This window comes from Aliiroseovarius sp. ABM4_368, assembly GCF_056161205.1.
On the sequence record NZ_JBSWYR010000001.1, the window covers coordinates 18,395 to 34,173 of the forward strand.

The window sequence follows — 15,779 nt, forward strand, 5'->3', positions numbered from 1 at the left end:
TTCCTTTTGAACTTTGACGCCCCTTAGACGTCTTTTCCCGGCAAGATCAGTGTCAGGCCAATGGCAATGAACCATGCTATCGCGCCAAGCCCAAATACCGCACCGGCAGTATCACCAAGCACCGGAAACAAGGTCAGCAATCCACCCGCACCAGTCAACAGACCGAGGCCAACAGTGATTTTGCCAAGGCTGCGCCCGATCAATCCGGCAATGCTTACGCAGCCGATCCAAACGCCCCCGGCGATTTCGTTGCCGCCGCCCAGGCCCAATTCAACCGCGTGCAGAACCTCCCACAAAGAGACGGCACGTTCGAAATCGGTCGGCGCAATATGGGCCGCACGTTCCACCGTGACATTGGCGATCATACCGGCGCCAATCACAAGGGTCGCCCAGATCAGACCTAACGCGCGCGTCACAGCCGCCCAATCGGGGGTGCTGGTGCGCAATCGCGCATGAATGGCAACGACCAGAACGGTCAAGGCCAGCGCATTCACGATGTAGATCACGCTGTTCCACAGGATCAGCAGTCCGGCGTTGGTCTTGGTGAATTCGACAACAGCCCGTGCGTCGATGTCACCGGTACCAAACCCCAAAGGTGCAAGCAGCGTGACAAGAAGGGCAAAGCCGAACACATATGTTGCAGCACAGGTAAGGCCGGCAAACCCTCCGATTCTCTGGAAATTCATCGGTCGTCTCCAATTGGTTCTTTTGCGGATCAATGCGCCTGATCTACCACTTTTCTGAAATGATCGGCCAGTTTGCGCGTGCCCGATGGTGGCGCGGTCATATTCATCCCGCCTGCCGTTAGAAAGAACTGTGCGGGTCCCGCGATCCGGCGAGGCGCAATCAAAGGCAGAAGCCACAGCGCAAGACGGTGCAGGATGTCCGGCAGGAAGGTGATGCGGGAGGGCTTGCCCAGAACCTCGAAGCAAAGCTTGGCGAGATCCTCTTGTGTGAATGTTTCTGGCCCGCCGATGTCTGCACTGGCGGCACCTTGTTCAACAGCGTCGAAAACTGCTGCGGCAAGATCAGCGCCGTGAATTGGATTGATCCTGTGCTGCCCTTTCGCAAACAACCAGACGCGGCCTGCCTGAGCCATCTTCAGAAAATCGGCCATGTCCGAGAAATATCCGGTGGGTGCGATGATCGTCGATTGGATGTCTGCCGTCTTAAGCTTGCGCACAAAAGCCGCCTTGGCAGCGACAAGGGGCACGTTTTCCATCCGGTCCGCGTTAAGGACATGGACGAATGCAAACCGTGTAACATTGGCGCGCAAGGCTTCTTCCAAAAGGTTCACGTTGGCTTGATAGTCGACATCCCAGTATCCGACGCCATCCGTTTGTCGCGTGATGCCCAATGCCGAGACCACCAAATCCATGCCGTCCATCGCCCCCGCCAAGGATTCAGACCACGTCGCCTCCGCTTCAACGATACGGTCTGCGGGTAAGTCAGCATGGCCGCTGGAATTTCGGGCTAAGGCCGTTACATGCCAACCGCGCTTTTGGTACTCTTTGCACAGAAACTGGCCAAGATACCCAGTCGCTCCTGCGATGAACACGTGTTTCATTGATCTGATCTCCGGTGTAGTGGCTAGCGATAATACGGATCGGTTCGGTGCGCCCCGACATGAGCGGATGTCTGGCCGCCAGAGGTTTGCTCGGGCAGCCCGATGTCTTTTCTCAGATGCTCCGACCCAGAGTAGGGTTGAGGTAGCCCTGCATGAGCTACCCCCGTGAGGAGTTGATAGAGCGCATTGAATCGCCGTGCGCGAAGACGAATGATTTCTACCATGATATGCCCCCTATCCTACAACTTGGTGACCGCGGCCACGTAGGCATTCGATGACAATTGCTTTGCGCCGCTCGCTGGCATTGACGGCGCCTGCGGCCCCTCCGGCTAGCGCGCCAACAATGGCGCCACCAAGTGCGTCACCCCCATCATCGACTTCGCCCAGAACAGCGCCTGCTCCGGCACCGAGAACAGCAGCCCCGGCGGTTTCCCGATCAAACTGTTTTTGGTTGCGGGCAAGCGCTTGGCAGGCCGCCAGATCAGAGTGGAAAGCAGCCGAGGGCTGACCGTCCAGGATGGGTCGGTAATTTGCGCCACTGTCGGCACAGGCCGCGATGGCAAGAACAGCGGGCAATGCGAATACATATTTCATTTGGTATTTCCTTTTCGTTGATTGCTGAGGCGCCCGTTTGACGTTTCACACTCAGGCGCCGTTGGTAGAATTGAGTTACGATCAGCTATTGCCCCATGCGACCGATCAGGCTGGATCGGACGTCCTGACAAGCTTGGCCGGACCTTCTGGCCGGTCGTGTGCATTGGATCGGAAGTCAGGCTTAAATGAAGACCAATGCATCCATATCGGACACTCCGTCGAGCATCAGACAATCACCATCACCTTCAAATGTAATCAGGACCCCTGATTGCGTTTGGGTGATCGTGTCGACCGATGCTCCATCAAGTGCCAACATGTCCTCGGTCACATCGAAATCCTTGATACGATCGAATTCCTGCCGACCGTTCTGGGTGGCGTCTGAGAACACAAAGACATCTGCCCCGGCGCCGCCGGTCATAACGTCATGTCCGGCACCGCCATCCAACAGGTCGTCACCTGCGCCACCCCACAACCGGTCATGGCCTGCTGCGCCGTCAAGCACGTCGTCACCCTTATGAGCCTTTAGCCGATCATGGCCCGCACCGCCGTTAAGGCTGTCTTTGCCTGCCCCGCCGAAAAGCCTGTCATGGCCGTTCCCACCGTCAAGACTGTCATCACCAGCGCGTCCATAAAGTCTGTCCTGCCCACTACCGCCGATCAGCTTGTCATTGCCAGAGCCAGCTTTCAGAACGTCATGTCCCTTTAACCCCAGCAGTTGGTTATCTTCGGAAAATGCGTCGTCCTTTCGGTGAAGAACCATGCGGTCATGGCCAGCGTCCCCGGTAAGAAGGACCGAGCCGTCCTTGAAGTTAATATCACTGGGCTTGATTTTGTTGAGTGCCGTATTCACGCGCAGTGTCGCCCCTTCAAATGAAAGCTCAAACCCCGCTTCATTCGTCTGGACATCCAACTCCGCGGACGAGACATTTTTGACCTGAAGCGGCCCATCTGTATCAGCGTCCGACCAAACCGGATCCTCTGACGCCAACTGGGCCGAGGCAAGAATTCCTGCGAAAGCACTGACATCAAGATCAACCGTGGTGACGGCTGTCGAGAAAATCTGCCCCATTTCGGCATGCAGGAAGGTGGCGCTTTCGGTTCCCATTGTCCCGCCCGGGAAGCCGATTAATGTCCCCACGTCGTCGATCTGAAGTGCGACAAGCCCTAGTCCGAAATACATGCCGTCTTCGTCAGAAGGGCTGAAATCCATCATTTCTGAAAGCGCCGCGGGCGACAGCAAGGTCTGATCGACAAGAAGCGCTTGCAGGAAAGTCGTCATATCTGCGGTCGTCGAGATGACCCCGCCGGCAGCGCCGGGATCCTGCATGATATCAGTCACGTCGATCGCGCCGTCATCGGTCGGATAGTAGCTCGACAGGCGGTTCGGATCGTCACGATGATCATCAAGGAACGTGTCCGCCATGCCCAAAGGCTCGAAAACCAGTTCTTGCAAGACGTCATCCAACGGTTGCTTGGTGACGGCTTCGATCACCTCGCCCAACAAGGTGTAGTTCGTGTTGGAATATTCGTATGATTCCCCGGGCTCAAAGCTGGCAGGCAGCCCGCGAACAAGGTCAAGCGCCACATCCGCACCGGTTACGGTATCCGGGTTCTCGAACGCGATAAGATCAAAAAGCTCGACCCCATCGTCGTTCACTTGGTCAGTGAAATTGGGAATGCCCGAGCGCATCGAAAGCGCGTCGCGCAGAGTTGCCTCGTCGGCATTCGCGATCCCGTCAAGTCGATCACTCGGCAAATAATCCGCAATCCGCGCGTCCAGATCCAGTAACCCCGCATCGGCCAGCTTAAGGGCCGCAACGGCCACGACCATCTTTGTTTGCGATCCGGTTTCAAAGGTCTGCGCGAAATGCGCTGCGTCGCCAGTTTCCAAGTCGCTTACGCCACTTGCGGCCTGTGCACTTCGCGTTCCGTCAGAGAAACTTACCAAAGCTGCGGGTGCGCCGTTCAGCGTAAGGGCTTCGGCAATGGCATCCGGGGTGGCTAATATCGCCTTGGGATTAAATACAGTCATGAATACGTCCTTCCAGATTTTTCGTCTGCAAAGGACATGCGATATGGCGACACCAATTTCGTCGTCGCCAGCTTGTCAGGACGTTCGAACCAGATGGATTGAACGTATCGAAACGACGGCCAGCGGCACGGAACCTAGGGCTTGTGCGCTGACCGCCATTGGGAAGGGGTTTGATCGGTGACCTTCTTGAAACTGGTGTTGAAGGTCGATTTCGCGTTGAAGCCGACGGCCTCGCTGATCTCGAGAATGGTGTCATTTCTGTGGATCAGCAAATCACAGGCATCACGAATGCGGCATTGGTTCACATAGTCATAGAACGACATGCCGACTTTGGTGTTGAGCACCTCGGACAGGTGAATGGGGGGGATCGCAATCGCCGAGGCGAGGCTGCGCAGGTTCAGCCCGTGATCGCGCCAAAGCTGCCCATCCGCCATGCGCTTTTCCAGCCGCGCGGCATAGCGCTCCATGTCGGCATCGTTAAGACCGGAGCGCGCATACCGGGATGATGGCTTGTCTTGCGAAGCCGCGTTTTCGGGCGCAGGTTCATCGTCAAGCACAGCTCCGGACCATTCGGGCAGGGGCGGGTTCGCCCGCAAGGCAAAAATGCCGAATGAAATCGGCATGATTACATCAAAGAACAGTGACCAAATGCCATCCCGAAGCGAGTCCTGATCCACCATCTGGCCAATCTCATCTGCAATGACGATAAGCGCGATGATCAGGATTGTTGCCACTAGGCCGTCGAGCCAACGCAGGGTCTTACCTTCAAGGTCTGAAAACACATCGCGGATGTTTCGTTTGTGTACGATCAGTCGCCGAATGCAGATCCCGCCGTAGACAAAAAGGATAATCACCCAAACGATCCAAAAAGCGGTCTCGCCCGCGTCGATAAGGTTTATATGCCCTTCAGAAACGTCGCCCCGAGCGAGGCCAAGCCTCACTTCTCCTGGTAGGATAAGGGTAGGAGCGAGGCAAAGAAATCCAGCGAGAAAGGGCACAAGGTGGACTAGATCAGCTCGGACCAGCTTGGGGTCAGCGCTGGTCAGAGCCCTCACATAAAAATAGAGGGAAACCATGAACCCGGGAATTATCACATCATTCCATCGGTAGAGCGCGGGGGGGCCGTTGAACATATCCGAATAAGCGAAGGAATTGAGACCATCACAGACGTTGACTGCGAAAAACGCGATCATCGCCCATATATGCATACGCGGCGGCTTGGTGTCGTGCAGTCGAAGCAACAGGCCCAAAAGCACGAAAACCGATACAGCCAGCGCACTGGCCACACCAAGGTGCTCCCAATAAAGGCTGTCGCTCATTTCCATCTTCAATTGCTCCCTCTTGAGGTCTTTGTAACGTCTGCACCCGGAATTCCAAGTTGCTGCGACGGTGCATACCGAAAGTGACGTAATCTTTGGCTGGTTTTCTAAGGTTGCCGACGCCGGGGGGAGAGCACGCATTCGATTGTGCCCAACGAAAGCCATCGTTGTTCGTGCAGCGGTGTTTTGGTGATTCCGGATTTTGCAGATGTGAACCATAGCCGTTCCGGTAAGGAAGCGTTGCCGTAGTTCCTTTGCACCAAAGGGTTTGCTGGGCTTTGTCATGCCCAGCCGAGATGGCGATTGACATGTCCGTTCAGTTGATATGCTATTCCCATCTACGAAACTTTTAATTTTGCGGCTAAGTATCGCAATGAAGGTGCAGCTAAATGTCTGTAAAAAGGGAGAAAAATATGATGAAACCAATGCTCGCGGCTGCGCTGTTGATGACGTCGACATCGCTTGCCCATGCGGAAACTTTGCGATGGGCTCGGGCTGGGGATGCGTTGACATTGGATCCGCATGCTCAGAACGAAGGGCCCACCCACACGGTGCGTCACCAGATGTACGAGCCGCTGATCATCCGTGACACGTCCGGCGCATTCGAAGCTGCGCTGGCAACCGATTGGGCGCCCAGTGCTGACGATCCGAACGTTTGGGTGTTCAACCTGCGTCAGGGTGTGAAATTCCACGATGGCGCCGATTTCACTGCTGAAGATGTGGTCTTTAGCTATGACCGCGCCAAGCAGCCGAACTCGGATATGAAAGAGCTGATCAACTCGATCGTCGAGGTACGCGCAGTTGATGATCACACGGTCGAGATCGTGACCGATGGTCCGAACCCGATCCTGCCTGCCAACCTGACAGACCTGTTCATCATGGACAAAGGCTGGACCGAGGCGAACGACACTGTCAACGTGCAGGACTTTGAAGGCGGCGAGATCACTTTCGCGACCACCAATGTGAACGGCACCGGCGCCTATAAGCTGGTCAGCCGCGAGCCTGACGTGAAAACCGTGATGGCCCGGAACGAGGACTATTGGGGCCGTGATCAGTTCCCATTGGCGATCAGCGAAATCATCTATACCCCGATCCAGAACGACGCGACCCGCGTGGCCGCGATGCTTTCGGGCGAGGTGAACTTCCTTCAGGATATGCCGGTGCAGGATCTGGATCGTGTTAATGCTGTGGACGGTCTGGTCGTCAAACAGGCGCCTCAGAACCGGGTTATCTTCTTCGGCATGAACCAAGGCGCAGATGATATCGAGGCTGATAACGTCGAAGGTAAAAACCCGCTTTCGGATGTGCGTGTGCGTCGGGCCATGTCGATGGCAATCAACCGCGATGCGATCAAACAGGTCGTCATGCGTGGCCAGTCGCAACCGGCGGGTATGATTGCACCTCCGTTTGTGAATGGCTGGACGGCCGAAATGGATGGCGAAAGCAAAACCGATGTGGAAGCCGCGAAAGCTTTGCTGGCGGAAGCTGGATACGGGGACGGATTCTCGATCCGTCTGGACTGCCCGAATGACCGCTATATCAATGACGAAGGTATCTGTCAGGCGGCCGTTGGTATGCTGGGCCAGATCGGCATCACTGTGAACTTGGACGCCAAGCCCAAGGCGCAGCACTTCCCGCTGATCACCGACGGCAAGACGGACTTCTATATGCTGGGTTGGGGCGTTCCGACCTATGATTCCGAGTACATCTTCAACTTCCTGGTCCACGGTCGTGAAAGCGAAATCGGCACCTGGAACGGTACCGGGTTCGACAATGACGAACTGGATGCCAAGATCAAAACGCTGGCCTCGAACACTGACCTTGACGCACGTAACAAGGACATTGCCGGCATCTGGCGTGTGGTGCAGGACGAACAGCTGTACATCCCGATCCACCACCAGGTGCTGAACTGGGGTATGGCTGAAAATCTGGGCATCGAGGTTGATCCTGAAGACCAGCCCATGGTCAAGCACTTTGGCCTGAACTAAGCTTAACAACCGGGCCCCGACTTTTCGGGGCCCGGCTTGAAGCCGGAAGGGAGCTATCATGAAACATCTGCCCGTCGCCGCGCTGCTTGGCGCGCTGGCCGCTCCTGTTGCGGCTGAAGAGTTCACCTTCGCCGTTACCACTGATCCGCAGACATTGGACCCTCACGCCGTGAACTCGACCCCTGTTTTGGGGTTCTTGAACAACGTCTATGAAGGCTTGGTGCGCCGAGGCAAGGACATGTCCATTGAGCCAGCCCTGGCGACAAGCTGGGAGCCGATTGGCGATGGTGCTGGATGGCGCTTTAAGCTGCGTGAAGGCGTTACCTTTCATGACGGCGCTGCGTTCAACGCGGATGATGTGATCTTTTCCTATCAGCGTGCGTCAGACGAAAGTTCGGATACGCAGAGCTGGTTTTCGCCCGTCAGCGATATGGTGAAGGTCGACGATTATACAGTGGATGTCATGACCACGACCCCCAATCCGATCTTCCCGGACAGCATCGCGAATTGGATGATCATGGACAGCGGTTGGGCCGAATCGAATAGCGCCGCCCTTCCCGACAAAGAGGCAGGGAATTTCGCCACGCTGAACACCAACGGGACAGGAGCGTTCCGCGTAACGGCGCGCGAACCCGGCCTGCGCACGGTATTGGAGCCGTTTGACAGTTGGTGGGATCAGGCTGAGCACAACCTAACCAGCGCCGAGCTGGTTCCAATTCAAAATCCCGCGACCGCCTTGGCCGCACTTCTGTCTGGCGATGTGGATTTCATCAACCCTGTGCCCATTCAGGACGTGGCCCGGTTGCAGAACAACGCGGATGTGAAAGTCATCCAAGGGATCGAAGCCCGTGTGATCATGCTCGGCTTTGATCAGCAGGCTGGCGCAAGCGAAGCAGGGCAGGGTGGTTCGGACGTGTTCTTGGATCCCCGCACACGCGAGGCAGTCGCCAAAGCCGTCAACGTGCCCGCGATTCTGCAAACCATCATGCGTGGCAATGCTCAGCCAGCCAGCCAACTGGTCAGCCCCGATATGCGCGGCTATTCGACCGCAAATGCAGCCCCCTATGCCAATGACCCGGACGGCGCGCGCGCATTGTTGGCCGAGGCAGGTGCCGAAGGTGCCGAGATCAGCTTTAAATGCTCAAACAACCGCTATCTGAATGACGAAAGCGTCTGTCAGGCGATCACCGCGATGCTGACGCAGGTGGGCCTGAACGTGACGCTGGATGCGATGCCGGTGCAGAATTATTGGCCCGAGCTGCGCGCCGACAATTTCGACATGTACCTGCTGGGCTGGTCGCCCGGCACTTTTGACGCCGAACATCCGGTCCGCTTTTTGGCCTCGACCCCGAATGCCGAGAAAAAGCTAGGCTCGTGGAATTTCGGCGGATACTCGAACGAACGTGTCGATACGCTCTTGCCAATGATCCAGTCTGAAATTGACGACACGAAACGTCAAGAGATGTTGGACGAGGTCGCCAAGATCCTGCAAGACGAGGTCGCCTATGTGCCGCTTTACGTCCAGCCCTTGGTCTGGGGTGCGCGCAGCAATATCGAGCTGACGCAGCGGCCCGATAACTTCTTCCTTCTGCGTTGGGTTACGGTCAAATAAATGTTCTCATACATCACTAAACGCGTCGGACAGTCAGTACTGGTCCTGTTCGTTGTTGGTCTTGTTGCGTTTTCCATGTTCCGCTTTGTCGGCGATCCGATCGACAATATGCTGGGACAGGAACGCACAATGGAAGACGTCGAACGGCTGCGCGGTCAGCTTGGGCTGGATCAGCCCTTCCCCGTGCAATACGTGAAATTCCTGCAAGAAGCGGTACAAGGCAATTTCGGCGTCAGCTTCCGTCAAGGCCGCCCCGTGGCCGAGATCTTGGCCGAACGCGCCCCCGCTACGTTAGAACTGGCGCTGGTGTCTGCCATCCTTGCCATCGCCTTGGGCATCGCGCTGGGCGTGTTCACCGCCATCAAACGTGATGGGTTCTGGGCGAACTTCATCATGTCGTCCTCTTTGATCGGGGTGTCCCTGCCCACCTTCCTGATCGGGATCTTGCTGATTTATGTCTTCTCGGTCGAACTGGGATGGCTGCCCAGTTTCGGACGCGGACAGGTTACAGATCTTGGCTGGTGGAGCACCGGCTTTCTGACCGCAAGCGGGCTGAAAGCACTGATCCTTCCGGCGATCACGCTGGGGCTTTATCAGATGACCCTGATCATGCGGCTTGTGCGATCCGAGATGCTCGAGGTCATGCGACAGGACTATATCCGCTTTGCCCGCGCCCGTGGCCTGAGTGACCGCACCATCAACTTCCGCCATGCGCTGAAGAACACCATGGTGCCTGTGATCACCATCATCGGTCTGCAATTGGGCTCGATCATTGCTTTCGCGATCATCACCGAAACGGTGTTCCAGTGGCCGGGGCTGGGGCTGTTGTTCATCAACGCCATCCAGTTCGTCGATATCCCGGTAATGGCTGCCTATCTGATGATGATCTCGGTCATCTTTGTGGTCATTAACCTGGCTGTCGACATCCTGTACGCCTTTATCGATCCCCGTTTAAGGACAAGCGCATGAGCCGTATGAAACGAATTCTGGACAGCGATCAGTTCTATGCTTTTCGCCGCTCGCCGGTGGCGATGGTATCGGCTGCTGTCGCGCTGTTCTTGGTGCTTGCAACCTTACTTGCGCCGCTGATCGCACCAACGAACCCGTTTGACCCCTCCAGCCTGAACCTGATGAACGGGTTTACTCCTCCGATGGAGCCCAACGCCTTCACCGGAGAAACCTTCCTGATGGGCACCGACGATCAGGGGCGCGACGTGTTTTCGACCATCCTTTACGGGATGCGGATCTCTCTGTTTGTGGGCGTGTCCGCCGTGCTGTTCGCCATGGTGCTGGGGATCATCCTTGGCCTTCTGTCGGGCTATTTCGGCGGTTGGACCGAAACCATCATCATGCGTACCGCAGATGTGCAGCTAACCTTCCCGTCGATCCTTCTGGCCATGCTGATCTTTGGCATCGCCAAAGGTGTGACCCCAATTGAATACCGCGACCAGATGGCAATCTGGGTGCTGATCCTGGCCATTGGCCTTTCCGACTGGGTGCAGTTTGCCCGCGTCGTTCGCGGCGCTACGCTGGTCGAGAAGAACAAGGACTATGTTGCCGCCGCGCGCATCATCGGCCAACGTCCCTTCACCATCATGCTGCGCCACATCTTGCCCAACGTGCTGTCGCCGGTTCTGGTGATCGCGACGATCTCGCTTGCGCTGGCGATCATTGCCGAAGCGACGCTCAGCTTCCTTGGCGTGGGCGCACCGCCGACGCAACCTTCGCTGGGCACGCTCATTCGCATCGGGCAAGGCTTCCTGTTCTCGGGTGAATGGTGGATCCTCTTCTTCCCGGCCTGCACTTTGCTGGCACTTGCGCTGAGTGTGAACCTGCTGGGCGACTGGCTGCGCGATGCTTTGAACCCGAGGCTGAAATGACCGAACCTGTTCTTTCCATCCGCAATTTGACGGTCGAGATCCCGACCCGCCACGGCATCTTCAAGCCGGTTGAACACGTGACCTATGACCTGCGCCCCGGTGAAATCCGGGGTGTCGTGGGTGAAAGCGGCGCGGGCAAATCCATGACCGGCAACGCGGTTATTGGCCTGTTGGACCCGCCCGCCCATGTTTCGGAGGGCCAGGTCTGGCTGAACGGCCGCCGTATTGACGAACTGGATGCCGAAGAAAAACGCCGTATCCGGGGCAAAGAGATCGGGATGATCTTTCAGGATCCGTTGACCTCGCTTAACCCGCTGTTCACGGTTGGCGAGCAATTGGTGGAAACCATCCAGCTGCATCTGAAACTCTCGGCATCCGAGGCGAAGAAGCGCGCCATTGCATTGTTGGATCGCGTGTCGATCCCAGACCCCGAGGAACGGTTCAATCAGTACCCGCACCAGTTTTCCGGGGGGATGCGTCAGCGTGTGGTGATTGCCTTGGCGCTGTGCACCGAGCCCAGCGTTCTGATCGCGGACGAACCCACAACGGCGCTGGATGTGTCGGTGCAGGCGCAGGTGTTGGACCTGATCAAGGAACTGGCGAAAGAGCGTCAGGTTGGCGTCATTCTTGTCACGCATGATATGGGCGTGATCGCCGATACGACCGACACCGTGACTGTGATGTATTCCGGGCAGGTGGTTGAAAGCGGCACGACGGACCAGATCCTTGGTGCACCGACACATGACTATACCAAGTCGCTGATCGCTGCCGTGCCGCGCCCTCATACAAAGGTCGCGCGCTTCCCGATGGTCAGCTATGGCGACCGCGAAAGCACGTTCAAGATTGATGATCTAGCGGCCCATTGGGACAAGACAGACCTGTCCAAATCCGGCAAACTGCTTGAGGTCGAGGGTATTACCAAGACCTTCCTGCAAAAGGGTGCGATCCTGCCCTCGAACCGGCAGTATTTCACTGCTGTGGATCAGGTTAGCTTTGACATCAAAGATGGTGAGGTTTTCGGGCTGGTCGGCGAAAGTGGGTCCGGCAAGTCCACCGTCGCCCGCATGATCGGCACGCTCTATCCTGTGGATGGCGGGCGCGTGATCTTTGATGGCGATGACGTGACTGCGATGGGGCCTGATGCGCTTCAGACGTATCGCCGCCAGATCCAGATGATCTTTCAGGACCCGTTTTCAAGCCTAAATCCCCGGATGAGGGTGGGCGACCTTGTGGCCGAGCCGATCCTGCACCACCGTATTCTGCCGAAAGCTGCCGTCGGTGCGCGGGTGCGCGAGCTGTTGGATTGGGTCGGGTTGGCAAAAGACGCTTGGCGCAAATACCCGCACGAGTTCTCGGGCGGCCAGCGGCAGCGGATTTGCATTGCCCGTGCACTGGCGACACAGCCACGTTTCCTGATTTGCGACGAACCGACCAGTGCGCTGGACGTGTCTATTCAGGCGCAGATCCTGAATATTCTGAAGGACCTGCAAGAGCATCTGGGCCTGACCATGCTATTCATCAGCCACGATCTGCCTGTCGTGCGTCAAATGTGCGACCGCGTGGGTGTTATGCGCCAAGGTAAGCTGGTCGAAGTTCAGGACACCGAGACCCTGTTTGCATCCCCGCAACACTCATACACGCGCGAGCTGTTGGACCTGATGCCGCGCCTGAAGCAGTTGGAGGCCTAAGCGGCAACCTGCATGCACTGAACGAAAGAAGCCCCCAAGCTGCGAACCGCGCCTTGGGGGCTTCGTTTGTCTTTGCCAAGTCTTGTCAATTCTGCCCGGCTTTCAGACTTGCATCCACTAAGGTTCTGTGGCCAGTATAACTGACCGATGGTCATTAATGCCGCCGGAGGAATAAAAGCGACCTGAATTACACCAGCCAAAGGATCAATGCCATGAAGCTAACTGTAAACGGTGTCACCCACGATGTGGATGTTGAAGATGACATGCCTCTTTTGTGGGTTCTGCGGGATGAGCTGAAGCTGGATGGTCCTAAATATGGTTGCGGGGTTGCGGCCTGCGGCGCGTGTACGGTTCAAGTGGATGGTGTTGCGGTGCGGTCTTGCCAGACCTTTGTGGGTGATGTCGAGGGTCCGGTGACCACGATCGAGGGGCTGGGCAATCCAGACCAGATGCATGCTGTTCAAGCCGCTTGGCTGAAACATCAGGTCGCGCAATGCGGATATTGTCAGGGCGGGCAGATGATGCAGGCGGCAGATCTGCTGGCCAACAACCCGGCCCCAAGTGACGAGGACATTGACGACGCCATGTCAGGCAATCTGTGCCGCTGCGGCACCTATCCCCGCATTCGTGCGGCCGTGAAAACCGCTGCGCAAACATTGCAGGAGGGCTGATCATGGGACGTATCGGAACCATCGCACGCCGCACCTTTCTTGTCGGCTCGGCTGCCATTTTGAGCGGAGTTGCCTTCGGCTATTACAAATTTCAACAGCCGGTGGACAATCCACTGGACGACGATCTGGCGCAAGGCGAGGCGGCGCTGACGCCTTACGTTTTGATCAACGCGGATGGTGTCACTCTGATCACTCCGCGAGCGGATAAGGGGCAGGGGGCGTATTCGGTCCAAGCGGCATTGATTGCCGAAGAGCTGGACATCGATCTTGACCAGATAAACGTTGATCCCGGCCCGCCATCGCCCGCCTATTGGAACACGGCCATTGCGGCCGAGGGCGTGCCATTTCCTTCGACGGATCGGGGGATGACTGCGGAAACCATGCGTGGCTTCATGGGGGCGGTGATCAAGCTGATGGGGATGCAGGTCACGGGTGGCTCGACCACCGTGCCGGATGGGTTCGAGAAGCTGCGTGTGGCGGGAGCGGTCGCGCGTGAGACGCTGAAAGCAGCAGCGGCGGAGGCTTCGAACCTCGCGGTCACGCAGTTGAAAACGGAACGCGGCGCGGTTGTCCTGCCGGACGGCAAGCGCATTCCTTATCAGGCGCTCGCAGCCAAAGCGGCCGAGATCGACCCCGTGACGGACGTGACCCTGCGCCCCTCGACCCAGTGGCGTCTGGTGGGCAAGCCCATGCAGCGCGTCGATATGGTGGCGAAATCCACCGGCACACAGAGCTATGGCATCGACATGCGGATGGAGGGCATGGTCCATGCCGCCGTCCGTGTGAACCCGCGCAAAGGCGGCGAGATGCTGTCCTTTGACGCGTCCGAGGCCGAAACGATGCGCGGCGTTCAAAAGGTGATTCCAGTGACCGGCGGTGTGGGCGTGATCGCTGACAACACATGGCGCGCGTTTCAGGCCGTGGACGCCATCGAAGTGGTGTGGGGTGAGGCCCCGTATCCGGCCGAGCAATCCGAGCATTGGCAAGCGCTTGCGGACACAATTGACGCGGGTGATGCGGATGCCACACCCCGTGATGACGGCGACGTGGACGGGGCAGGGGCTACGGTCGAAGCCGAATACCGCGCGCCCTATCTGGCCCACGCGCCGTTAGAGCCGATGAACGCCACGGTGCTGATCACCGACACCCGTGTCGACGTCTGGACCGGCAACCAGATCCCACGCATGACACAGGCCAGCGTCGCGAAGATGACCGGTATGGATGCCGACGATGTGCATGTCCATATCCTGATGATGGGCGGCAGTTTTGGGCATCGTTTGGAAGACGAGGTGGTAAAACGCGCCACCGAAATGGCGATGGCCATGAAGGGCACGCCGGTTAAGCTGACCTATAAACGCGAAGAAGACACGGCGCAGGATTTCACCCGGCCTTTGGCCCTGATGCGCGGGCGTGGCGCTGTTGCAGATGGCAAGGTGACTGCGATGGAAATCGAAGTCGCTGCGCCCTCGGTCATGGACAGCCAGATGGCGGAACGTCAGGGACTTGCGATGCCCGGACCCGACGCGACCATCACGCAGGCCCTGTGGGACCAACCCTATGCCATCCCGAATTACCGCGTGACGGGCTTCCGCGCACCGAAACTTGGCCCGGTCAGCTCGTGGCGCTCGGTCGGTGCGTCGCAGAACGGGTTCTTCCACGAGAATTTCCTGAATGCTCTGATCCAAGAGGCCGGGGCCGATCCTGTCGAGGAACGCTTGCGCCTGATGACCGACGACCCCTCCCGCAAGACCTTGGAAGCCGTGGCCGAGATGTCGGGCTGGGGCGGCGAGCTTGCCGCAAACAAAGCCCGCGGCGTGGCCTTCTGCCTGTCCTTCGGTACCCCCTGCGCGCAGATCATCGAGATCACCAATGGCGAGGATGGCATCAAACTGGACAAGGTCTGGGTCGCCGCCGAAGTGGGCAGAGTCGTGGACCCGGTGAACTTCGAAAACCTTGTCGCAGGCGGCGTGATCTGGGGGCTGGGTCACGCGATCAACAGCCAGATCACCTATACCGACGGCATGGCCGAGCAAGAAAATTTCTGGGATTTCGAAGGTCTGCGGAACTACCAAGCGCCCGAAATAATCGTGCGTGGGATGGAGAACCGGGACTACGTGACTGGTGTGGGCGAACCGCCCGTGCCGCCAGCCGCACCGGCTCTGGCCGAGGCGATTTTCCGGGCGACGGGAGAGCGGCCGACTGAGATGCCGTTTGGCGAGAGGTTTGGGTTTGTGTGAGCAAGCCCGCCTTACCTCATTAGCTACCAAATGCAGGCTCGGGCAGATAGGGGTAGGAAATCTGATATTCTGAAGAAGGACTTGGATAGTTATCGGACATTTGCAAACACCAGAATGAAAAGGCCCACCATGATGAATAGGAATAGGCCAAACAGCTGATATCTCGGGTGCGATTTTCGAAATTTAGATCC

12 protein-coding genes are annotated in these 15,779 nt (G+C 57.6%); 7 read left to right on the forward strand and 5 right to left on the reverse strand.

What is annotated here, in order from left to right; genetic code table 11:
- Positions 1-23: 23 nt before the first annotated feature.
- From ACXAH3_RS00105 to ACXAH3_RS00125, 5 genes are all read right to left on the reverse strand, one after another.
- Positions 24-686: a hypothetical protein gene (locus tag ACXAH3_RS00105; protein ID WP_474860029.1), complete on the reverse strand. Its 663-nt coding sequence runs from the start codon at positions 684-686 to the stop codon at positions 24-26.
- A 29-nt stretch (positions 687-715) separates the two neighbouring features.
- Positions 716-1,567, reverse strand: coding sequence for an SDR family oxidoreductase (locus ACXAH3_RS00110; RefSeq protein ID WP_474860030.1), 852 nt, complete (start codon positions 1,565-1,567; stop codon positions 716-718).
- Positions 1,568-1,801: 234 nt separating this feature from the next.
- Positions 1,802-2,161 carry a glycine zipper family protein gene (locus tag ACXAH3_RS00115; protein WP_474860031.1) on the reverse strand — a complete coding sequence of 120 codons (360 nt, stop codon included), beginning with the start codon at positions 2,159-2,161 and terminating at the stop codon, positions 1,802-1,804.
- Between the two features lie 181 nt (positions 2,162-2,342).
- Positions 2,343-4,193, reverse strand: coding sequence for a serine hydrolase (locus tag ACXAH3_RS00120; RefSeq protein ID WP_474860032.1), 1,851 nt, complete (start codon positions 4,191-4,193; stop codon positions 2,343-2,345).
- 134 nt (positions 4,194-4,327) lie between these two features.
- The gene (locus ACXAH3_RS00125; protein ID WP_474860033.1) at positions 4,328-5,971 is read right to left on the reverse strand and encodes a helix-turn-helix domain-containing protein; all 1,644 of its coding nucleotides are present in this window, start codon (positions 5,969-5,971) and stop codon (positions 4,328-4,330) included.
- On the opposite strand from ACXAH3_RS00125, the gene ACXAH3_RS00130 reads away from it, so the two are divergent.
- From ACXAH3_RS00130 to ACXAH3_RS00160, 7 genes are all read left to right on the forward strand, one after another.
- Positions 5,926-7,500, forward strand: coding sequence for an ABC transporter substrate-binding protein (locus ACXAH3_RS00130; RefSeq protein ID WP_474860034.1), 1,575 nt, complete (start codon positions 5,926-5,928; stop codon positions 7,498-7,500). The two genes, ACXAH3_RS00125 and ACXAH3_RS00130, sit on opposite strands and share 46 nt — an antisense overlap.
- Positions 7,501-7,558: 58 nt before the next feature.
- Positions 7,559-9,112 carry an ABC transporter substrate-binding protein gene (locus ACXAH3_RS00135; protein ID WP_474860035.1) on the forward strand — a complete coding sequence of 518 codons (1,554 nt, stop codon included), beginning with the start codon at positions 7,559-7,561 and terminating at the stop codon, positions 9,110-9,112.
- Positions 9,113-10,081, forward strand: a complete 969-nt coding sequence (locus tag ACXAH3_RS00140; RefSeq protein WP_474860036.1) for an ABC transporter permease — start codon at positions 9,113-9,115, stop codon at positions 10,079-10,081.
- Positions 10,078-10,992: an ABC transporter permease gene (locus tag ACXAH3_RS00145; protein WP_474860037.1), complete on the forward strand. Its 915-nt coding sequence runs from the start codon at positions 10,078-10,080 to the stop codon at positions 10,990-10,992. The genes ACXAH3_RS00140 and ACXAH3_RS00145 overlap by 4 nt, the downstream gene beginning before the upstream one ends.
- Positions 10,989-12,680, forward strand: a complete 1,692-nt coding sequence (locus ACXAH3_RS00150) for an ABC transporter ATP-binding protein (RefSeq protein WP_474860038.1) — start codon at positions 10,989-10,991, stop codon at positions 12,678-12,680. The genes ACXAH3_RS00145 and ACXAH3_RS00150 overlap by 4 nt, the downstream gene beginning before the upstream one ends.
- A gap of 212 nt (positions 12,681-12,892) precedes the next feature.
- Positions 12,893-13,351 carry a (2Fe-2S)-binding protein gene (locus ACXAH3_RS00155; protein ID WP_474860039.1) on the forward strand — a complete coding sequence of 153 codons (459 nt, stop codon included), beginning with the start codon at positions 12,893-12,895 and terminating at the stop codon, positions 13,349-13,351.
- A gap of 2 nt (positions 13,352-13,353) precedes the next feature.
- Positions 13,354-15,588: a xanthine dehydrogenase family protein molybdopterin-binding subunit gene (locus ACXAH3_RS00160; protein WP_474860040.1), complete on the forward strand. Its 2,235-nt coding sequence runs from the start codon at positions 13,354-13,356 to the stop codon at positions 15,586-15,588.
- Positions 15,589-15,779 lie beyond the last annotated feature (191 nt).

Excerpts from the sequence above, each read along its gene's own strand:
- ACXAH3_RS00110 (WP_474860030.1), bottom strand. The coding sequence starts at position 1,567 with ATGAAACACGTGTTCATCGCAGGAGCGACTGGGTATCTTGGCCAGTTT.
- ACXAH3_RS00160 (WP_474860040.1), top strand. The coding sequence starts at position 13,354 with ATGGGACGTATCGGAACCATCGCACGCCGCACCTTTCTTGTCGGCTCG.
- ACXAH3_RS00145 (WP_474860037.1), top strand. The coding sequence starts at position 10,078 with ATGAGCCGTATGAAACGAATTCTGGACAGCGATCAGTTCTATGCTTTT.
- ACXAH3_RS00125 (WP_474860033.1), bottom strand. The coding sequence starts at position 5,971 with ATGTCGACGTCATCAACAGCGCAGCCGCGAGCATTGGTTTCATCATAT.
- ACXAH3_RS00150 (WP_474860038.1), top strand. The coding sequence starts at position 10,989 with ATGACCGAACCTGTTCTTTCCATCCGCAATTTGACGGTCGAGATCCCG.
- ACXAH3_RS00155 (WP_474860039.1), top strand. The coding sequence starts at position 12,893 with ATGAAGCTAACTGTAAACGGTGTCACCCACGATGTGGATGTTGAAGAT.
- ACXAH3_RS00130 (WP_474860034.1), top strand. The coding sequence starts at position 5,926 with ATGATGAAACCAATGCTCGCGGCTGCGCTGTTGATGACGTCGACATCG.
- ACXAH3_RS00120 (WP_474860032.1), bottom strand. The coding sequence starts at position 4,193 with ATGACTGTATTTAATCCCAAGGCGATATTAGCCACCCCGGATGCCATT.
- ACXAH3_RS00105 (WP_474860029.1), bottom strand. The coding sequence starts at position 686 with ATGAATTTCCAGAGAATCGGAGGGTTTGCCGGCCTTACCTGTGCTGCA.
- ACXAH3_RS00135 (WP_474860035.1), top strand. The coding sequence starts at position 7,559 with ATGAAACATCTGCCCGTCGCCGCGCTGCTTGGCGCGCTGGCCGCTCCT.
- ACXAH3_RS00140 (WP_474860036.1), top strand. The coding sequence starts at position 9,113 with ATGTTCTCATACATCACTAAACGCGTCGGACAGTCAGTACTGGTCCTG.
- ACXAH3_RS00115 (WP_474860031.1), bottom strand. The coding sequence starts at position 2,161 with ATGAAATATGTATTCGCATTGCCCGCTGTTCTTGCCATCGCGGCCTGT.